Annotated in this window: 20 protein-coding genes and 1 pseudogene; 12 read left to right on the forward strand and 9 right to left on the reverse strand. The window is 72.8% G+C overall.

Annotation, left to right across the window (positions count from 1 at the left end):
* Positions 1-106: 106 nt before the first annotated feature.
* Positions 107-610: a hypothetical protein gene (locus tag ACSNN8_RS27050; protein WP_436652381.1), complete on the forward strand. Its 504-nt coding sequence runs from the start codon at positions 107-109 to the stop codon at positions 608-610.
* A 3-nt stretch (positions 611-613) separates the two neighbouring features.
* Here the strand turns inward: ACSNN8_RS27050 and ACSNN8_RS27055 are convergent, their stop codons facing one another.
* Positions 614-1,570, reverse strand: a complete 957-nt coding sequence (locus ACSNN8_RS27055) for a TIGR03885 family FMN-dependent LLM class oxidoreductase (protein ID WP_436652382.1) — start codon at positions 1,568-1,570, stop codon at positions 614-616.
* Positions 1,571-1,702: 132 nt separating this feature from the next.
* On the opposite strand from ACSNN8_RS27055, the gene ACSNN8_RS27060 reads away from it, so the two are divergent.
* From ACSNN8_RS27060 to ACSNN8_RS27085, 6 genes and pseudogenes are all read left to right on the forward strand, one after another.
* On the forward strand, positions 1,703-2,374 hold the full coding sequence (locus ACSNN8_RS27060; RefSeq protein ID WP_436652383.1) for an MBL fold metallo-hydrolase: 672 nt from the start codon (positions 1,703-1,705) through the stop codon (positions 2,372-2,374).
* A 157-nt stretch (positions 2,375-2,531) separates the two neighbouring features.
* Positions 2,532-3,500, forward strand: coding sequence for an ABC transporter substrate-binding protein (locus ACSNN8_RS27065; protein WP_436652384.1), 969 nt, complete (start codon positions 2,532-2,534; stop codon positions 3,498-3,500).
* Between the two features lie 19 nt (positions 3,501-3,519).
* Entirely contained in the window at positions 3,520-4,002 is a 483-nt protein-coding gene (locus tag ACSNN8_RS27070; RefSeq protein WP_436652385.1) for a hypothetical protein, read from the forward strand.
* A 98-nt stretch (positions 4,003-4,100) separates the two neighbouring features.
* Positions 4,101-4,247, forward strand: a pseudogene (locus ACSNN8_RS27075) (IS30 family transposase); the annotation flags it as partial.
* A 152-nt stretch (positions 4,248-4,399) separates the two neighbouring features.
* Positions 4,400-5,155 carry a lipase family alpha/beta hydrolase gene (locus tag ACSNN8_RS27080; protein WP_436652386.1) on the forward strand — a complete coding sequence of 252 codons (756 nt, stop codon included), beginning with the start codon at positions 4,400-4,402 and terminating at the stop codon, positions 5,153-5,155.
* Between the two features lie 162 nt (positions 5,156-5,317).
* Positions 5,318-5,764: a DUF6918 family protein gene (locus ACSNN8_RS27085; protein WP_436652387.1), complete on the forward strand. Its 447-nt coding sequence runs from the start codon at positions 5,318-5,320 to the stop codon at positions 5,762-5,764.
* A 44-nt stretch (positions 5,765-5,808) separates the two neighbouring features.
* Here ACSNN8_RS27085 and ACSNN8_RS27090 read toward each other — a convergent pair whose 3' ends face one another.
* Both ACSNN8_RS27090 and ACSNN8_RS27095 read right to left on the reverse strand, forming a co-directional pair.
* Positions 5,809-7,422: an ABC-F family ATP-binding cassette domain-containing protein gene (locus tag ACSNN8_RS27090; protein WP_436652388.1), complete on the reverse strand. Its 1,614-nt coding sequence runs from the start codon at positions 7,420-7,422 to the stop codon at positions 5,809-5,811.
* A gap of 156 nt (positions 7,423-7,578) precedes the next feature.
* Positions 7,579-8,262 carry a GNAT family N-acetyltransferase gene (locus tag ACSNN8_RS27095; RefSeq protein ID WP_436652389.1) on the reverse strand — a complete coding sequence of 228 codons (684 nt, stop codon included), beginning with the start codon at positions 8,260-8,262 and terminating at the stop codon, positions 7,579-7,581.
* 130 nt (positions 8,263-8,392) lie between these two features.
* Between ACSNN8_RS27095 and ACSNN8_RS27100 the strand changes: the two genes are divergently transcribed.
* From ACSNN8_RS27100 to ACSNN8_RS27115, 4 genes are all read left to right on the forward strand, one after another.
* Complete coding sequence (locus ACSNN8_RS27100) at positions 8,393-8,899, forward strand: SigE family RNA polymerase sigma factor (RefSeq protein ID WP_436652390.1); 507 nt, start codon at positions 8,393-8,395, stop codon at positions 8,897-8,899.
* Positions 8,899-9,654, forward strand: a complete 756-nt coding sequence (locus ACSNN8_RS27105) for a hypothetical protein (protein ID WP_436652391.1) — start codon at positions 8,899-8,901, stop codon at positions 9,652-9,654. Before ACSNN8_RS27100 ends, ACSNN8_RS27105 begins: the two co-directional genes overlap by 1 nt.
* Positions 9,655-9,672: 18 nt before the next feature.
* A complete protein-coding gene (locus tag ACSNN8_RS27110) occupies positions 9,673-10,461 on the forward strand; it encodes a nucleotidyltransferase domain-containing protein (protein ID WP_436652392.1) in 789 nt (262 codons plus the stop codon).
* Positions 10,462-10,527: 66 nt separating this feature from the next.
* Positions 10,528-11,505: an IS481 family transposase gene (locus tag ACSNN8_RS27115; protein ID WP_436652394.1), complete on the forward strand. Its 978-nt coding sequence runs from the start codon at positions 10,528-10,530 to the stop codon at positions 11,503-11,505.
* Between the two features lie 22 nt (positions 11,506-11,527).
* On the opposite strand, the gene ACSNN8_RS27120 is transcribed toward ACSNN8_RS27115, so the two are convergent.
* The 6 genes from ACSNN8_RS27120 to ACSNN8_RS27145 all read right to left on the reverse strand — a co-directional run bounded on the left by ACSNN8_RS27120 (position 11,528) and on the right by ACSNN8_RS27145 (position 17,952).
* Positions 11,528-13,600: an MMPL family transporter gene (locus ACSNN8_RS27120; protein ID WP_436652395.1), complete on the reverse strand. Its 2,073-nt coding sequence runs from the start codon at positions 13,598-13,600 to the stop codon at positions 11,528-11,530.
* Positions 13,601-13,682: 82 nt separating this feature from the next.
* Positions 13,683-14,129: a hypothetical protein gene (locus ACSNN8_RS27125; RefSeq protein WP_436652397.1), complete on the reverse strand. Its 447-nt coding sequence runs from the start codon at positions 14,127-14,129 to the stop codon at positions 13,683-13,685.
* A 25-nt stretch (positions 14,130-14,154) separates the two neighbouring features.
* Complete coding sequence (locus ACSNN8_RS27130; RefSeq protein WP_436652398.1) at positions 14,155-14,598, reverse strand: hypothetical protein; 444 nt, start codon at positions 14,596-14,598, stop codon at positions 14,155-14,157.
* Between the two features lie 58 nt (positions 14,599-14,656).
* Complete coding sequence (locus ACSNN8_RS27135; RefSeq protein WP_436652400.1) at positions 14,657-16,168, reverse strand: acetyl-CoA acetyltransferase; 1,512 nt, start codon at positions 16,166-16,168, stop codon at positions 14,657-14,659.
* Positions 16,168-17,280: an NAD(P)H-dependent flavin oxidoreductase gene (locus ACSNN8_RS27140; RefSeq protein WP_436652401.1), complete on the reverse strand. Its 1,113-nt coding sequence runs from the start codon at positions 17,278-17,280 to the stop codon at positions 16,168-16,170. Before ACSNN8_RS27140 ends, ACSNN8_RS27135 begins: the two co-directional genes overlap by 1 nt.
* Before the next feature lie 9 nt (positions 17,281-17,289).
* Complete coding sequence (locus ACSNN8_RS27145; RefSeq protein ID WP_436652402.1) at positions 17,290-17,952, reverse strand: DUF305 domain-containing protein; 663 nt, start codon at positions 17,950-17,952, stop codon at positions 17,290-17,292.
* 164 nt (positions 17,953-18,116) lie between these two features.
* On the opposite strand from ACSNN8_RS27145, the gene ACSNN8_RS27150 reads away from it, so the two are divergent.
* A complete protein-coding gene (locus ACSNN8_RS27150) occupies positions 18,117-19,529 on the forward strand; it encodes an LVIVD repeat-containing protein (protein ID WP_436655430.1) in 1,413 nt (470 codons plus the stop codon).
* Positions 19,530-19,564: the final 35 nt, after the last annotated feature.

Here is a 19,564-nt window from a genome sequence, read left to right on the forward strand (position 1 = left end):
CACCTTTCAAGATCGTCCACGAAGGATTCCGTCGTCACGGAGGGCGGTTACCGACAATTACGCAACGAGATCGTTCCGTAACAATCAGCGGGTACGGTCCCCAGCCATGATTCGGCGAAGTGGCCTGGGCACGGTCGGTGTGGTGCTGGCGGTGACGGCCGGCGCGTGCGGTTCCAGCAGTGACGGCGGCATGGTGTTCGGCGGCGATCCGGTGACGCAGTGTGTGCGCGCTCCCGAGGGCGCCGACATGGTGATCGGGGACGTCGTGCGGGCGCCCGCCGACGCCGACCTCGTGGTTCAGAAGATCAGCCTGGCGGACGCCCGCGGCGTCACGACCGGCAAGGCGTTCCTCGTGCCGCTGGGCAGCGGCCGCACCCCGATCAGCACGGCCGTCTATCCCCCGGCGGCCAACTCGACCTGGGCGTCGCGGATGCCGGCCGAGAACGCGACCGTGCGGGCCGGCGAGGAGGCCAACCTGCTGCTCGTGATCAACCGCAGCGGGCCGCTCGACGGCTCCGCGGCCGGCATGCGCATCGACTACGCCGGCGGGTCGAGGACCAACACCACGACGTACCAGTTCCGCACCGACTGCGGCGCCGCCCAGCCCTGACGGCTACCGCAGCGCCGGCAGCACCTTGGCGCCGAACGCGTCGATGAACGGCATGAGGTCCTGCCCGACGTGGTGCAGATAGATGCGCTCGAACCCGAGCGCCGCGTAGCCGCGCAGCTTCTCGATGTGCCACTCGAGGTCGGCCGAGATGTTGACGGTCTTGCTCACCTGCTCGACCGTCACGTTCTCGCTGACCACGTCGAAGTGGTCGACGGTCTCGAGGTCCCAGCAGACCGGCGGGGCGAAGATGTTGCTGCGCCACTGGTCGTGCGCGACGGCCTCGGCCTCGTGCTGGGTCGGGGCCCAGCTCAGGTGCACCTGAAGGCACACCGGGCCGCGGCCGCCCGCGTCCCGGTACGCCGAGATCATCGACCGCAGGTGGTCCTCCTCGGCGTTGACCGTCACCAGGCCGTCGGCCCAGCCGGCGCACCAGGCGGCGGTCTTCGTGCTGACCGCGGCGCCGATCAGCGGCGGCGCCACCTCGGGCCGGGTCCACAGCCGAGCCCGGTCGACCTTGACCAGCCCGTCACGCGAGACCTCCTCGCCGGCCATCATGCCGCGGATCACCTCGACGCACTCCAGCAGGCGCGCCTCGCGGACCTCCTTTCGCGGCCACGGCTCGCCGGTGATGTGCTCGTTGCTGTACTCCCCGCTGCCCAGCGCGGCCCAGAACCGGCCCGGATACATGGCGCCGAGCGTGCCGATCGCCTGCGCGATGATCGCGGGGTGGTAGCGCTGGCCCGGCGCGTTCACCACGCCGAACGACAGGTTCGTCGCCTGCAGGGCGGCGCCCAGCCACGACCAGGCGAACGCGGACTGGCCCTGCCGGCTGCTCCACGGCGAGAAATGGTCGGAGCACATCGCCGCGTCGAAGCCGGCGCGTTCCGCGGCGACCACGGCGGAGAGCAACTCGGCGGGCGGGATCTGCTCGTGCGAGGCATGGATGCCGTACTCCGTCATGGCCTCCCTTCTACCCCGCGCCGGCCGACAGGAATCGGCCAACCGCTGGCGTTCACCCGCCGCCGCACGTCAGCATCGGGTATGCATGATTCCCGGTTCAGCAGACGCCTGCTTTTCACCGGCGGAGCGGGAGTGCTGGGGGTGGCAGTGCTCAACGCCTGCTCCGGCGCCGCCGACACTCCCCCGGCCGCCGGCTCGGCCTCGTCGCCCTCCGCGCCCCCGACCGGCTGGCAGCGGGTCAACCTCTCGTTCGTGTCGGCCTATCTGCTCGTCCGCGGCTCCGAGGCGGCGATCGTCGACCTCGGCACCGCGGGGTCGGCCGACGCCATCGGCCAGGGGCTCGCCGCCGCGGGCAGCAGTTTCGCGGCCGTACGCCACGTCGTGCTCACCCACAAACACGACGACCACGCCGGCGGGCTCGGCGGGGTGGCGCCGCAGGCCGCGAACGCCACGTTCTACACCGGCAAGGACGACGTCGCCGGCATCGCCACCGACAAGCCGCTCACCGGGCTCGCGGACGGCGACGAGGTGTTCGGCCTGCGGGTCGTCGGCACGCCCGGCCACACGTTCGGCCACATCTCCATCTTCGACCCGTCGACCGGCACGCTGGTCGCCGGCGACGCACTGCGCACCACGGACGGACTGGCCGGCTCGGATCCGCAGTACACCGAGGACCAGGCGGGCGCCGCCGCCTCGGTGAAGAAGCTCGCCACGCTCGACGTGCGCACGATCCTGCCCGGCCACGGCGACCCGCTCACCACCGGCGCGGCCGACGCGCTGCGCAAGCTCGCCGCGTCGCTCTGAGCCGGCTGCCCGGCGGCCCGTCCACGCTGGAGCGCCCCCGTCCGTTCCTCCGGTCCGTCCGGATCTTCAAATTTCCCTTTCCGCCAGTCCCTTTCGGCCCGGTGATCAGGTAGGTTTCGCCGGGCGCAGTCGCGCCGCGTATTCGAAAGGGCACACCATGCGCCGGATCCTCGCCGCTGCCATCGCCGTGACGACACTGCTCGCCGCGGCGGCCTGCACCTCCGACGACCCGGGGGCCGACGGCACGGGCGGTGGCGGTGGCGGCGCCAAGGTGACCGTCGGCGTCATCCCGATCATCGACGTGGCGCCGATCTACCTCGGCAAGCAGAAGGGGTTCTTCGCCCGGCGCGGCATCGACCTGACGCTCTCCACCGAGCAGGGCGGCGCGCCGATCGTCGAGGGCGTGCTCTCCGGCAAGTACCAGTTCGGCTTCAGCAACGTGACCTCGCTGATGGCGGCGCAGTCGGCAGGCGCGCCGCTGCGGGCCGTCGCGAACGGGGTCACCTCCACCGGCCGGTCCGGGCGCGACTTCTCCGCGATCGTGGTGACCGGCGGCAGCCCGATCCGCTCGGCGCGCGACCTGGCGGGCAAGCGGATCGCGGTGAACACGCTCAAGAACCTGGGCGACACCACCGTACGGCAGTCGGTGCGCCGCGCCGGGGGCGACGCCGCGAACCTGCGCTTCCAGGCGATGCCGTTCCCCGACATGCCGGGCGCCCTGCAGGCGGGCCGGGTCGACGCGGCGTGGGTGGTCGAGCCGCAGCTGAGCGCCGTGCTCACCCAGGGCGGCCAGGTGCTCGCGTCCAACTTCGTGGACACCGCGCCCGACCTCACCGTCGCGCTGTACTTCACCAGCCAGGGCACGATCACGGCGAAGCCCAAGCTGGTCACCGACTTCACCGACGCGATCAAGGAGTCGCTGCGCTACGCGGCCGGGCACCCCGAGGAGGTGCGCGACGTCGTCGGCACGTACACCCAGATCAACGACACGGTGCGGATCGCGATGATCCTGCCCAGCTGGCCCGAGGACATCAACCGCCCGTCGCTGGAACGCGTGGCGGCGCTGGGCCGGCGCGACGGCATCTTCAAGAAGGCACCGGCCCTCGATCAACTGCTGCCTAGATGATCGTCTACTCTCCACGGCCGTGAGAAGACACCTCCTTCCCCTCCTGCTCCTGCCCGCGCTCGCCGGCCTCGCGGCCTGCGGCGACGACGAACCCACCGCGGCCGCCCCGGCACCCGCTGCGACCACCGCGACCTCCGCGGCGCCGGCCGCGACGGGCGAGGTGACGCGCGCGCCGAGCGGAGGCGGCGCGAGCGACGCCACGCTCTGCAAGCAGGCCGAGGCCGCCATGAAGACCTTCACCCGCACCATCGGCGCCTCGCTGGACAGCAACGGCGACATCCCCGCGGCCGCCTCCAAGAAGGCCTTCGGCGACCTCGCCACCACGCTCGAGAAGCTCGCCGCATCGGGCGCGCCCGGCAGCACGGTGACCACCGAGGCCCAGGCCTTCGCCGTCGAGGTCAAGCAGGTCGCCGGCGAGCCCGACCCGTTCGCCGCCTCGGAGAAGCCGGGCTTCGGGGCCGCCGGCGACAAGTTCGAGCAGACCTGCAAGACCGTCAAGTAGCCCGCTCGCCCGGGGCCGGCCCGCCGGGCCGGCCCCACCTCACCGCCTCCGCGCGACCGCCCCACCACAGGTCGTCGGCCCGCGCCACCCTTCCGCGGCCCCACTCACCCTGGCCACGCGGCAGCGACGAAAACGCCAACGGGCTGCTACGCCAGTACTTCCCTGAAGGCACCGACCCGATCCAGCACGGTCCCGAGCACCTGGCCGCCGTCGCCGCCGCACTCAACGGCCGGCCTCGCCTCACCGCCTCCGCACCGATCACGCCCGGGCCTCGCGATCACCGGTGGGCCCGCCCAGACCCCCGCCCACCCGGGGGCGGCCAACCTACTCCACCGCGGAAGGGTCCGGCTCGCGTTATCCACAGGCACCGGGCCGGCCGCTGCCGCATCATGGATTTGTGCGATATGTCGGGCTCGGAGCCGCCGGTGTCGTGGCGGTCGTGCTGCTCGCGCTCGTCGGCATGCGACTGGTCGACGGCGGGGACGACGACGGGCCCCGCCCCGATCAGGCGCAGCCCGGCCCGGTGCTGCTGGTTCCCGGATACGGCGGCAGCCGCACGGCGCTGGGCCGCCTCGCCGACCGCCTGCGGGCCGAGGGCCGTACGGCGAAGGTCCTCACCCTCCCCGGCGACGGCACAGGCGCGCTGGAGGAGCAGGCGGCGACGCTGGACGCCGCCGTGGGCGACGCCCTGGCCGTGGGAGCGCCCAGCGTGGACGTGGTCGGCTACTCGGCGGGCGGCGTGGTCGCGCGGCTGTGGGTCGATCGGCACGGCGGCGCGGAGAAGGCGCGCCGGGTGGTGTCGCTGGGGTCGCCGTTGCACGGCACGAAACTGGCGGGGCTCGGCGCCAGGTTCGCCTCGGGCGCGTGCCCGCGGGCCTGTCAGGAGCTCGCGCCGGGCAGCGAGCTGCTCGACGGCATCGACGACCCGCTGCCGGCGCGGCTGCCGTGGCTGTCGATCTGGACGGAGAACGACGAGACCGTGCAGCCGCCGGACTCCGCGCGCCTCGACGGCGCGGTCAACCTGTCGCTGCAGAGCATTTGCCCGGCCGCCCGCACCGCACACGGCGAGCTGCCCACCGACCCGTACGTCACCGCTCTGGTCCTCGACGCGCTGGGCACGGACCCGCTGACCGAGCCCACCGCGTGCCCCTAGCAGACGGCAGCCGCCGGGGCACGCCGCGAAACACCGGCTGAACGGCCGGTCCCCAGCACCGTTCAGACCGAAGATCGCGGGACGGCTGAGGCAGGAGTTGAAAGTGTTTCTTCATTGAGTACTCTGCTCGCCGTCGTCTTGTGAACAGGAGCGCGCACAACCATGGTTTCGAACCTTCTTGAGCTTTCCGACAACCCGGCCACCAAGGAGGCCATCGTCAAGGACGCCCAGGCGCTGGTCGAGTCGGAGCTCGCCAACAAGTCGGGCGTGTCGGCTGCCGCGGTGAAGCTCGCCTACAAGGCGGTCACCTCGTTCGCGCCGGGCTACTACACCGAGACCCTGAACATCATGGTCCCGTCGATGCTCGAGCAGCTGCAGCCGTTCTGGGCGGACTTCCAGGTCGCGGGCGGCGGCTCGTTCGGTGACTACCTGGTCAAGCGTCAGGACGAGGTCACCCCGGCCCTGCTGAAGGTCACCGACGACATGGCCCGCTCGTCGGAGAAGGCCGTCGTCGTCAAGGCGTACAACACCGTTCGCGGTGGCGCGTCCAAGCACATCGAGGCCGCCCTGCCGGCCCTCGGCGCGCTGGTGGAGAAGTACGCCGCCTGATCGGCTCGGCGACGGGGGCTGCCGCTGGGCGGCCCCCGTCGCTGTCAGGACAGCCGGCCGTCCTCGAGGACCAGCCGGCGGCCGATGCCGATCGCGTCGAGGAACCGCTCGTCGTGGCTCACGACCACGAAGGCGCCGCGGTACGCGAGCAGGGCCGCCTCGAGCTGGCCGGCGCTCTCGAGGTCGAGGTTGTTGGTCGGCTCGTCGAGCAGCAGCAACTGCGGAGCGGGCTCGGCGAGCAGCACGCACGCGAGCGTGGCCCGCAGCCGTTCCCCGCCGGAGAGCACCCGCACCGGCAGATGCGCCCGGCTCCCGCGGAACAGGAACCGCGCCAGCAGGTTCATCCGCTCCGCGTCCGGCAGCGCCGGGGCGGACGAGGCCAGGTTCTCGGCCACGGTGCGGTCCTCGTCCAGCAGGTCGAGGCGCTGCGACAGGTACGCCACCCGCCCCTCCGCCCGCACGGCGGTGCCCGACACCGGCGCCTGGTCGCCGCTGATCAGCCGCATCAGCGTCGACTTGCCCGCGCCGTTCGGCCCCAGCAGCGCGATCCGCTCGGGCCCGCGGATGCTCAGGTCGATCCCGCCCGCGGCGAAGACCGGCCGCCCCTCGTACGCGGCCTGCAGGCGCTCGCCCGAGAAGACGGTCCGCCCCGCCGGAACGGCCGTCGCGGGCAGCTCGATCACGATGCGGTCGTCCTGCCGCGCCGCCCAGCTCGCGTCGTCGTACCGGGCCTGCGCCTCGACCACCCGCGACGCGTGCACGTCGTTGCTGCGCGCGGCGGACACCTGGGCGCTGTTCTTGAGGTTGCCCGCGTGGATGCGGGCCAGCCCCGCGCTGCCGAGGTTGCGCGCCGCCGTGGACTGCCGCCGGGCGGAGCGCTCTCGGGCCTGCTGCATCTCGCGCTTCTGCCGCTTGAGGTCCTGCTCGGCGTTGCGGACCTGCCGGTCGGCCACGTCCCGTTCCGCCTCGACCGCTTCGGCGTACGCGGTGAAGTTCCCGCCGTACCAACGGATCGCGCCGTGGTCGAGGGCGGCGATCCGGTCCATCTCGTCGAGCAGCGCGCGGTCATGGCTGACCACCAGCAGGCAGCCCGTCCACCCGCGCAGCACCGCCGTGAGCCGGTCGCGGGCCGCGGCGTCGAGGTTGTTGGTCGGCTCGTCGAGCAGGAGCACGTCGGGCTGCTTGAGCAGTTGCGCGGCCAGCCCGAGCGAGACGACCTGGCCGCCGCTGAGCGTGCCGAGCCGCCGGTCGAGTCCCACGTCGCCGAGGCCGAGCCGGTCGAGCTCGGCGCGGGAGCGCTCCTCGACGTCCCAGTCGTTCCCGACCACCGCGAAGTGCTGCTCGCCGGCGTCGCCGGACTCGATGGCATGCAGCGCGGCGATGGTGCGGTCGACGCCGAGCACCTGGGCGACGGTCTGCTCGCCGGCGAACGGCAGGTGCTGCGGCAGATAGCCGAGCACCCCGCCCACCGAGACCGTGCCGCCGGTCGGGCGCAGTTCGCCCGCGATCAGGCGCAGCAGCGTGCTCTTGCCGGCGCCGTTGGCGGCGACCAGCCCCGTACGGCCGCCGGGAACCGACACGGTGAGGTCGTCGAAGACCGGCGTGTCGTCCGGCCACGAGAAGGACAGGGCGGTGCAGACGATGAATCCATCAGACATGGGGAGGCTCCGCGAGACAGGACGGCCCGCCCGGAGGCCCCCGCGGGCGTCCGGGCAGGAGAGAAGGACACGATCGGACCTGCCGGGTGGCTCACCCGGAGATGTCGTCGTCCCCTGCCACGTTCTTCTCCCGCCTCGTCGTCGAGCGTGGCGAGCTTAGCGCGCCGACGGCCGATAGGCGTGGAAATTAAGGTCCCGCCGATGCCGGAAGCCCATCGCCAGATAGAGCCGGATCGCGTCGGCGTTGGTGCCCGCCGCGTGCAGGAACGGCAGCTCCCCGCGGTCGCGGATCCCCGCCGCGACGGCCGCCACCAGCCGCCGCGCCAGACCCTGACCGCGGTACGCCGGATCCGTGCAGACGGCGCTGATCTCGGTCCAGCCCGGCGGGCGCAGCCGCTCCCCCGCCATCGCGACCAGCGCGCCAGCGCGCCGGATGCCCAGATAGACGCCGAGCTCGCGGGTGCGCGGCCCGAACGGCCCGGGCTGGGTGCGCGCCACCAGGTCGAGCATCTCGGGCACGTCCGCCGCGGTCAGCACGACCGCCTCCGGGTCCGGCGCGCCGGCGACGTCCTCGCCGGTGAGCTGCACGCCCCGGCCGCCGCCGAGCCGCTCCCAGCCGGCCACCGGCCCGTCCGGGGCCGCGGGCACGAGCACCGACCCGTCCGGGCCGGTCAGCTCCGCGAGGTCCGCCCAGCCCGACGCGTCGCCGACGGCCGCGAACGGTGACACCTCGGGGAGGAACCGCGCGGCCTGCCCCCGTACGTCCCCGAACGCCTTCTGCCCGTGCAGCAGCGCCGCCCACACGGGGTTGTCGAGCACTGCCCGGTCCACGGTCGTCATGGCTGCCTTCCTACCCCGGCCGGCGCCGCCCGCCCCGCCGGACGCCCCCGGGTGTGACCGGCCGCATAGCGCAGCGAACCTTTACGGTGGCTCGCACGTCGAGCTGACATGACGAACCGAAGGATGGCCCATGGCGCGCGGTGACGCGGAGTTCACGGAGTTCGCCGGGGCGAGCTTCCACCGCCTGCGGCGCGCGGCGTACCTGCTGACGGGCAACGAGCAGCAGGCGGAGGACGCGGCGCAGGCGGCGCTGGTGAAGACGTACGCGGCGTGGCGGCGGGTGCGCAAGCAGGACCCGTACGCGTACACCCGCCGGGTCATGGTGAACCACCTCAAGGACCAGTGGCGCCGCCCGCTTCGCGAGGACGCCCACGAGGCGCCGCCGGAGCGGCCTTCCGGGCACGACCTCGCGGGCGACGTGACCGACCAGCGCTGGCTGCTGGCGGCCCTGGCCGCTCTGGCCGACCGGGAACGGGCCGTGGTGGTGCTGCGGCACTACTTCGACCTCAGCGAGAAGGACGTCGCCGCCGAGCTCGACGTCGCGGTCGGCACGGTCAAGAGCCTCAACTCGCGGGCGCTGGCCAAGCTGCGCGTCACCCTCGACCCCGCCGACCTCGTGGAGAACGGATCCCGTTGATGACCGACCTCGACACCTTCCGCGCCGCCCTGCAGCAGCCCGACGACGCCCGCCCGCCCGCGCTCGACGCCATCCTCACCGAGGGCCGCCGGCTGCGTCGCCGCCGCCGGTTCGCGACCGGCGCCGTCACCGCGGCCGCCGTCGTCGCCCTCACCGCCGTCGCGGCGACCGTGTGGCAGACGCGTCAGCCCGCACCGGCGCCGGGCAGCGCGTGGCCGGTCGCGGCGGTCGACGCCGAGGGCAGCTGGGGCCAGCCGGTGGCCACCGGGCTGCGCAGCGGCGACCGCGAGATCGTGGTGACCGCGTTCCGCAACGACAACCCGGCGTACCCGGACATCACCTTCGGCGTCCGCGCGTGCGCCGCCGCCACCAGCGGCAAGCTCGGGCCGTGCCACAACCAGTTCGACGACGTGGCGCCCGACCGCAGCCCCGGCTTCCACGCCATCGGCCTGCCGTCCAACCTCGACAACGTCGACCTGCCGATGTACGGCTACTACGTCGGCCCCGCCACGAAGATCACCGTCGAGTCCCGCGGCCGGGTCGTCACCGCCGGCACCGCGGTGTGGAGCGAGGACCCGGACGTCGTGCTGTTCTGGTTCGGCTTCGACGACGTCTACCAGAAGGTCGACAAGAACAGCCCCGAGTACCAGGAGGGCAAGGTGACCCCCGGCCAGCTGCCGAAGGTCACCAACTGGGCCGCCTACGACGCCGCCGGCACGAAGCTGCCCGTCGGCAAGCCCTTCGTCGTCGGCTGAGCGGCTAGGGTCGGCAGCATGATGCCGGCCGAGGCGGACGACGTGACGCGGGCCTATCTGCGGATCGCCGACGAGGAGGCGCCCGGGCTCGTCGAGGGGCTCTACCTCGTCGGCTCGGTCGCGCTCGGCGAGTTCCGCCCGCACACCAGCGACGTGGACTTCCTGGCCGTCACCAGCGCCCCCGCGCGCGACGCCGCGGAGGCTCTCGCTCGCACGCACCGGCGCCTGCGGTCGTACCGGAGACGCCCGACTTTCGACGGCTACTACCTCACCCGGGCCGAGCTGGCGGCGGCCCCCGCGACCGGCGGCCCGCACTCGCACGAGGGCCGCTTCCACCCCGGTCCCGCCGTCGCCGGCCCGGTGGAGCGGCACACCCTCGCCCAGTGCGGCGTGCCCTGCCGCGGCCCGGCGGTCGCCGGCCTCGACCTGTGGACCGACGCCGCCGAGCTGCGCCGGTGGGACCGCGAGAACCTGGACAGCTACTGGGGCCGCCTGCGGCACGCCGGCGACCGACTGACCAGCGTGCACGGCGTGGCGTCGCTGACCCCCTACGCGGTCGTGTGGTGCGTCACCGGCCTCAGCCGCATCCACTACACGCTGGCCACCGGCGCCATCACGAGCAAGGAGGGCGGCGCCCGGCACGCGCTGGCAACCTTCGCGCCGCGGTGGGAACGCATCGTCCGCGAGAGCCTGCGGTTGCGCACCCGGTCGAGCCGGCGCCCGCTGTACGGCAACCCGCTGAGCAGGCGGCGCGACCTGTTCGCCTTCTGGGACATGCTCTACGACGACGCCCAGCGGCTCACCTAGCTCTAAAACTGCCAGAGGTTGTTAACACTTCGGGTCTCCGATCGTTGGAGACTTATGCCCCCGTCGATGGACCAGAAGCTGGACCGTCAGGCACAGCATCGCCTGGCGGTTCTGCGGCACGTTGAAGAAGTCACCGGCAACGTCGCCCGCACCTGCCGCTACTACGGCATCAGCCGGCCGACCTACTACAAATGGCTGCGCCGCTACCAGGACGAAGGCCTCACCGGCCTGCGCGATCGCTCGAGCGCCCCGCACCACTGCCCGACCGCGACGCATGCCGACATCGTCAACAAGATCGTCTACCTGCGGCAGAACTATCACTTCGGCCCGGTGAAGATCCAGATGTATCTCAAGCGATACCACGACATCACGATCACCAGCTCGGCGATCTACAACATCCTGGTCCGCCTCGGCCTCAACCGGCTGCCCGCCTCGCAGCGCTACACCAGCCGCGAGAAACGCTGGAAACGTTACGAGAAACCACTTCCCGGCAACCGGCTCCAGATCGACGTCAAGTTCATCGAGCCGATCGGCCTGCCCGCCGACCCCGCGGCCGGCAAGGCGCCGATCACCGGCCGGCTACCCAAGCAACGCCGCCGTGCCAGGTACTACCAGTTCACCGCGATCGACGACTGCACCCGGCTGCGCGTGCTGCGCATCTACCCGCGATGCGATCAGAAGACCGCCATCCAGTTCCTCGACTACGTGCTGCAACGCCTGCCGTTTCGGGTGGAGGTCATCCAGACCGACAACGGTGCCGAGTTCCAGACCCAGTTCCACTGGCACGTGCTCGACCAAGGCATCGCCCACACCTACATCAAACCCGCATCGCCGCACCTCAACGGCAAGGTCGAACGGTCCCACCGCATCGACGCCGAAGAGTTCTACCGCATGCTCGAAGGCGTCGTCATCGACGACACCGGCGTCTTCAACGACAAGCTGCGCGAATGGGAGGATTACTACAACTACCACCGCCCACACGGCGCCCTGGACGGCCAGACACCCTACGAACGACTTAAGCAAAAGAGTCAGACCCAGGTGTAAACCGACTCTGGCAGATGCACACCTAGCCGACCGGCTCGGCCTCGCGGGCCGGCTCGGTCCGCTCGGCTTTCGCCCGGATCCGCAGGCGAGGCTGCCACCAGTTGGCGCGGCCCAGGAGGGTCATCGTGGCCGGGACCAGCACCAGCCGGATCAGCGTCGCGTCGACCAGGACGGCGGTGGCCATGCCGATGCCGATCGTCTTGACCGTCACGTCGGGGTCGAGCGCGAAGCCGGTGAACACCGCGACCATGATGGCCGCCGCGCTGCCGATGACCCGGCCGCTCGCCGACAGCCCGCGGATCACGCTGCCCCGGGCGTCGCCGGTGCGCAGCCAGTCCTCGCGCACGCGGGACAGCAGGAACACCTCGTAGTCCATCGACAGTCCGAACAGGACGGCGAACAGCAGCACCGGCACCCAGCTCGACACCGGCACGGCGTGCGGCAGCCCGACGAGCCGGGCCGTGGTGTCGTTCTGGAAGACAAGGGTCAGGACGCCGTACGCCGCTGCGACAGACAGCAGGTTCATGGCGGCCGCCTTCACCGCCACCACCGGGGCGCGGAACAGCATGGTCAGCAGCACCAGCGAGACCGCCACCACGAACAGCACGACGATCCACATCCGCTCGGCGAGACGGTCGGAGATGTCGGCGAACACGGCCACGAGCCCGGTCACCCGTACGCCCTCGGGAAGCACGTCGTCGCGCAGGTGGCGCAGCAGCGCGGTGGTCGCCTGGTCCTGCGGTCCCGTCCGCGGCTCCACCACGATGACAGCGGCGTCACCCTCGACCACCGGCGGCGCCACCGAGGCGATCCCCGGCTCGGCGCGCAGCGCGGCCGTCAGCGCGCCCAGGTCCGGCACGGCGGCCCGGTCCACGGCCAGCACCAGCGGACCGTTGGCGCCCGTCCCGAACTCGGACGCCACCAGGTCGTACGCCCGGCGGGTCGTGTTCGACTCGGGCTGGCTGCCGGCGTCCTGCGGCCACGTGCGCATGCCCAGCATCGGCGCGGCGAGGGCCACCAGCACCGCGACCGAGCCCACCGCCGCGAGCACCGGCCGGCGGCAGACCCGGGCCGCCCAGCGCGCGGTGAGGGTGGGCCCAGCCACCGTACGGCGCCGGCGCGGCAGCACCCGGTGACCGGCGAGCCCGCACAGCGCGGGCACGAGCGTGAGCGCGGCTGCCATCACCGAGACGACGGCGAGGAAGGTGGCGTACCCGAACGACGAGTACGCCGGCAGCGTCGACAGCCGCAGCCCGAACAGCGACACGAGCACGGTCAGCCCGGCGACGACCACCGAGGCGCCCGCGGTGGCGGTGGCAGCGGCCGCCGCCCCGCGCGGGGTGAGCCCGGCGCGCAGCCCCTCGACGTGCCGGGCCACCAGCAGCAGCGCGTAGTCGATGCCGACCCCCAGCCCGACCATCGTCGCGATGGTGGGCGCGGTGCCGCTGACGTCGGTGACCCGTTCGACCAGCGTGAGCAGCGCCGCGCTCGCCGCCAGCCCCGCGATCGCGACGCCGATCGGCAGTCCCGCCGCGACGACCGAGCCGAGCGCGAACGCCAGGATCAGCAGCGCGGCGACGATGCCGACGGCCTCCGCGGTGCCGCTGGGCGCCTGGATGTTCTCGGCCACCTGCCCGCCCAGCTCGACCTGCAGGCCGTCGCGGGCCAGCGGCTCGGTGGCCGCCCGCAGCGCGTCGACGCCCTCGGTGCCGCGGAAGTCGGTGACCGGGATGTCGTACTGCACGCCGACGATCGCGGTGTCCCCGTCGGCCGACAGCCGCGGCGGCGCCACGATCGCGGCGCCGTCCATCTCGGCCAGCCGGCCGCGCAGGGCCTCGAGCGGCGCCGGGTCGAGGGGCCGGTCGCCGTGGACGACCACGCGGGCGTCGGTGCCCGACATCTGCGGGAAGTGCTCACGCAGGAACTCCGTGCCCGCCTGCGACGAGGTGCCGGGCACGTTGTAGTCGTCCTGCGGGGCGCCGCCGAACGCGGCGGACAGCCCGCTCAGGGCGGCGAGCACGATGAGCCAGGCGCCGATGGTGCGCCACGGGTGTGCGGCGGCCGCTCCTCCGAGCCGGCCGAGCATGCGGGACATGGTGGTCTCTCCTCCGTACGGTCGTCGGAGGAGACCCTGCCGTGGCCCGCTTGCAATCGACTTGCGCCCGGCCTAATGGGCGCTAGCGGCGCCGCAGGTCGCGGCGGGTGGCGGGCAGCAGCAGCATGACGACCGCCCACGCCGCGCCCGCGTAGGTCAGCAACGTCGACAAGCCGGCGAACGCGGTCGCCGCGGTCGCCGGGGCCGTGGAGGTGGCGGTCATCTCCGAGACGTACACCGGCTCCGCGCCGCCCAGCCCCTCCACAACGTCGGACAGCCCGAACGCCGCCGGCAGCAGCACGACGCAGCCGGCGAGCACGCAGGTCAGCACCCAGGCGGGGAAATTGCCGCGCAGCATCGCGACGGTCAGCGCCACGAGGCCGCCGGCCAGGAAGAGGAAGAGGTACCCGCCGGAGGTGACGGCCGGGTCGGCCGGGTGGGGGCCGGAGAGCAGCACGGCCCCGAGACCAGCCAGCCCGGCCGCGAGCATGCCCAGCGGCACGAGAAGCACCCGGAGGACGACGGTCACCGCGCAGAGGGTACGCGTCCCGGCGTCAGCGCACCGCCCGGACGACGGGCGAGGACGGCCGGGAGCGGCGGCGCGGGATCGCACCGCCGCCGCGGGTCGCGAAGCCCACCCGGACGAACGCGAACGTCTCGTCGGCCCGGGTGGCCCAGCCGGGGGTCAGCCAGGAGGCGCGCGGGCCCCGGCCGCCGGGCGAGGCCGGGTAGGTGAGGTTGACCATCAGCTCGCGGTAGGGCTGCGAGGTCACGTACGGGTCGGCGCGCGAGCGGTCGACCAGGTGCAGGTCCGTCGTGCCGACCGGGAAGGGCCCGCTCGGCGCGGGCAGCCGCAGCCCCAGTTTCGCGGGGGCCGCGGCCGCCGCCGATGCGATGGAGACGGGCAGCAGGCTCGCGGTCGCCGGCCCGGCGCCTGCGGCCAGGACCGTACGTCTGCTCGTCGTTCCCATCGCGTCCCCCGTTCGGCGTTCCTGCATGAACGTCTCCGAGTCTGGGCAACGGTCTCTGAGCGTGGCCTGAGTTCTGTGGATCAGCTCAGCGGGCAGCGACCACGTTGCCGTCCGCTGTGGAGCGCACGACCACGGGCGCGCCGATGGGCTCGCCGTCGGTGAGCAGGTCGAGCACGGCGTCGGCGCGGGCCACGAAGCGACGGCCGTCGGCGAGGCGGCCGAGCACGACGCCCTCCCGCCTGCCGTCGCGCGCGTGCTTCACCGTGTAGGTCTCGATGACGGCGGGACCGTCGGCCCGCAGGGCCTCGGCGGGCGCGGGCACGGCGTCCAGCTCGGCCTGGATCCGCTCGCTCGCGGAGGGCCGGAAGGCGTACGGGACGGTGGTGTAGACGCCCGTCGAGTGCTTGCTCATCAGCCCGCCGTTGGCCGCGACGAACCCGTACGTGCCGGGGGCGGCCCGCAGCCGCGCGACGGTCGTGGCGATGGCGTGCATCGAGTAGTTGTTGCCCGGCCCGCCGAAGAACGGCAGCCCGCCCGTCACGGTCAGCCCCCGCGGGTCGTCGGTCGCCACGCCGAGCGCCTCCGCCAGCACGAAAACCGGTGCGGCGTAACAGCTGTAGAGGTCGAGCGTGGTCAGGTCCGCCGCCGTGATGCCGGCGACCTCCAGCGCGTGGCGCGCGGCCCGCACGGCCGCCGGCGAGGTGGCGTAGTCGGCGCGTTCGAGCAGGGGGCGCTCGGACAGGTCCGCGTGCCCGGCGAGATAGACCCACCGATCTTCGGGTACGCCCAGTCGCCGCGCGGCCGCGACCGACGTCAACAGCAGCGCCGCCCCCTGGTTGACCTTGTCGCGGGCGACCACGTAGCGCGTGTACGGGTCGGCGATCGGCCGGTTCGCGGCGGTCGGCGTCATCAGGGTCGTGGCGTCGCGGAAGACGGGCGCCGCCGCGTGCGGGTTGGCGGCGGCGACCGCGGTGAACGGCTCGAACAGCCGGCCGATCGCCGCGGCGTACTCCGCCCGGGACATGCCGAGCCGGGCGCGGCGGGCGTTGTCGAACAGCGCGTACTGCGAAGAGGTGTCGGAGAGCCCGTGCGCGACGTGGTGGGCCGAGACGATGCCGTCGAGCCCGTGCCCGCGCGCCTCGAGCTGCCCGCCGGGGCTCTCGGTGAAGTCCGGCCGGTCGTCGCGGGCGGCCAGCGCGGCGATCGTGGAGATGGCCTCGGCGCCGGTCAGCAGCACCACGTCGGCGTCGCCGTCCGCGATCGCGGCGGCGAACTCGTTCACCAGGTGCTGCGGGGCCTGCCCGCCGCCCACCTCGAGCACGGCCCGGCGAGGCTCGGCCCCGAGGCGGTTCGCGACCGACCGGGGGAAGTTGTCCGAGGCGCCCAGCAGCGGCACGGCCCACGGCAGCGAGATCTCGAACTGCGGCACGGCGGCCACCGTGTCGATCGCGCGGGCCTCGACCCCGGCGTCGGCCAGCGCCGCGCGCGCCGCGTCGGCGGCCAGGTCGGCCGGACGGCGTTGCCGGTAGCCGGGCTCGCCGGGACGCTCGGACACCTGACCGGCGCCGACGAGCACCGGCGTCCGCTCGTCGAGCATCAGAGCCGTCCGGCGAGCTCGCGGATGCGCCGTTCGCAGTCGGCCGCCATGGTGCGGGTGATCTCGCCGGCCGGCCGGATGTCGCGGAACGACCCGACGACCTGCCCGACGAAGAACGACTCGAGCTTCAGCGCGCCCTCGTGCCCGGCCTCGGCGGCGGCGTCGATGCGCTGCCACGCGTCGTCGACGAGCATCGGCTGCAGCGGGAGCGGCAGCGGGGCGGGGCTGCCGGGCGCCGCCCACTCGTCGTGCCACGCGGTCTTCAACTGGCGCGCGGGTTTGCCCGTACGCGTCGGGGAGCGCAGGGTGTCCGCGCTGCTCGCGGCCAGGAACTTGCGCTTGATGGCCTGCACCGCCACGTCCTCGGCGCTGGAAAGCCAGACCGACCCGCACCACACCCCGGCCGCGCCGAGCGCGAGCGCCGCGGCCATCTGACGCCCGTCGGCGATGCCGCCCGCCGCGAGCACCGGCCGGTCGCCCGCGATGTCGACGATCTCGGGCGTCAGCACCATCGTGGCGATCGTGCCGGTGTGCCCGCCCGCCTCGGTGCCCTGCGCGACCAGCACGTCCACGCCCGCGGCGATCTGCCGCTCGGCGTGCTTGGCCTGGCCCACCAGCGCGGCGGTCACCACCCCGGCGGCCTTGGCGCGCTCGATCAGCTCGGGTGGCGGGGTGCCCAGCGCGCTGGCGATCAGCGAGATGGGGTGGCGGAACGCGGTGTCGAGCAGCGCGACCGCGCCGGGCGTGGTCAGCGACGCGGCGACCTGCTGGTGGTCGACCGTGGGCGCGGGCGGGATGTCGTACTTCTCGAGCAGCCCGCGCACGAACGCGAGGTGCTCCTCGGGGATCTGGGCGCGCATGCTGGCCACCAGGTCGGCCGGGTCGCCGGGCACGAACTTCTCGGGGACGAGCAGATCCACCCCGTACGGCCTGCCGCCCACCTGCTCGGAGATCCAGGTGAGCTGGGCGTCGAGCTCCTCGGGGCCGTAGACGCTGGCGGCCAGCACGCCGAAGCCGCCCGCGTTGGTGACCGCGGCGACGACGGCGGGCGAGCGGTTGAAGCCGACGATGGGGTGCTCGACACCGAGCAGGTCGGTCAGGGCCGTACGCATGCCGACACGTTACCCGTCGGTCACCTCGGCGAGGCGCCGGATCTCGCTGCCCTGCTCGACCGCCATCTCGTTGGCGACCTCGCGCAGCTTCTCGTCGCTGCCGCCCTTGATGACGTCGCCCGCCATCCGCAGCGCGCCGCGGTGGTGGTCGGTCATCATCGCGGTGAACCTGCTGTCGAACGCGGGACCCTTCGCGGCGGCCAGCGCGGCCAGGTCCGCCTCGGTCTGCATGCCCGGCATGGCGCCGTGGTCGTGGGACGGGTCGCTGTCGGGCAGGTTGCGCTCCTTGAGCCAGGCCCGGAAGTAGTTGATCTCGAACGGCTGCGCGGCGCCGATCCGTGCGGCCAGGGCCGCCAGGCGCTCGTTGCCGGCCCGGCCGGGCGCCAGCCCGGCCATCTCGATCGCCTGCTGGTGGTGGACGATCATCATCTGCACGAACGTCGTGTCGATCGCGTTGAACGTCGAGCCGTCCGGCGCCTTCACCTTGTCCGAGTCGGTCACGACGGCGTCGTCGCCCGGGGCGCCGGGCAGCACCACCCGCTGCGGCGCGGTGGCGCTTGCGCTCGGCCGGGGCGCCGCCGCCGAGTCGTCCGAGCCCGACCGGGCCGCGACGGCCACGACCACGGCCCCCGCCACGATCACCCCGACAGCGGCAAGCGTCGATGTCCTCACCCGGCCCACCGAACCTCCAGTATGGATCTCCGAGGATGTTCCCCGATCGCGCTCCGGCCACTACTGTAGCGACCAAGATGAATACGCATCGTTGCGCGCTCACCTTCAGCGGGGGATGCGTCAAGGGAAGGAGTCCCATGAAGCACACTGCCCCACGAGGGCGGATGCTCAAGCGCCTGGCCGCCGTCGGCGCGGCCGCCCTGGCCGCCGGCATGCTGGCGGCCCCGGCAAGCAGCGCGGCGCAGGCACCCGCCGATCCGGGCGCCATCCCGGGCGTCGACGAGATCGTCAGCAGCCCGAACCTCAAGCAGGTCGCCCACCTCGACAAGTCTGCCGTGCTGCCCGGCACGAACACGGACTGGACGTTCAAGGGCCGGTACGCGTTCGGCGGCAACTACGACGGCTTCTACGTCTACGACGTCAAGAACCCCAAGGCGCCGACGATCGCGGCGCAGGTGCTGTGCCCGGGTTCGCAGAACGACATCTCGATCAGCGGCAACCTGCTGTTCCTCGGCACCGACTCGCAGCGGACGAACGACACCTGCACGAACGCGGCGTCGACCACCGAGGTGCCCGGCGACCGCTGGGAAGGCATCAAGATCTTCGACATCAGCGACCCGCTGACGCCGAAGTACCTCAAGTCGGTGAAGACCGACTGCGGCTCGCACACGCTGACGCTGGTGCCGGGCAAGCGCGGCGAGAAGAACGTCTACCTGTACGTCTCGTCGTACAACCTGGCCGCCGCGGACCTGCCCAACTGCGCGCTGCCGCACGACAAGATCTCCGTCGTCAAGGTGCCGGTGCGCAACCCCACGGCCGCGGCCGTGGTCGCCACCCCGGTCGTGTTCCCCGACGGCGGCAACCCGGGCGGCCCGCGGCCCGAGCAGCGCGCGACGACGGGCTGCCACGACATCACCGTGTACGCCGAGAAGAACATCGCGGCCGGCGCCTGCATGGGTGACGGCGTGCTGTTCGACATCAGCAACCGGACCAGCCCGCGGGTCATCACCACGGTCCGCGACGTGGAGAACTTCGCGTTCTGGCACTCGGCCACGTTCAACAACGCCGGCACCAAGGTCGTCTTCACCGACGAGCTCGGCGGCGGCGGCGCGGCCACCTGCAACGAGGCGGTCGGCCCGAACCGCGGCGCGGACGCCGTCTACGACATCGTCGGCAAGGGCGACAAGCGCCGGCTCGAGTTCCGCAGCTACTTCAAGATCCCGCGGATCAACGCGGACACCGAGGTGTGCGTGGCCCACAACGGCTCGCTGATCCCGGTGCCCGGCCGCGACATCATGGTGCAGGCGTGGTACCTGGGCGGCATCTCGGTGTGGGACTTCACCAATTCCCGCAAGCCCAAGGAGATCGCGTTCTGGGAGCGCGGCCCGATCTCGACCACCACCCTCACGGGCGGCGGCTCGTGGTCGGCGTACTGGTACAACGGCTTCATCTACTCCAACGACATCACCAAGGGCATCGACGTGCTGGAGCTCAGGGACATCCGCACCGCGGTGGCCAAGCACTTCCGCACCGACGTCTTCAACGCCCAGACCCAGGACAACTTCCTGCGCTGGTAGTCACCGCAACCCGATCCCGGTGCCCGTCCTCCCCC

It is taken from the genome of Actinoplanes sp. URMC 104 (assembly GCF_051386375.1).
Classification (GTDB): Bacteria; Actinomycetota; Actinomycetes; order Mycobacteriales; family Micromonosporaceae; genus Actinoplanes.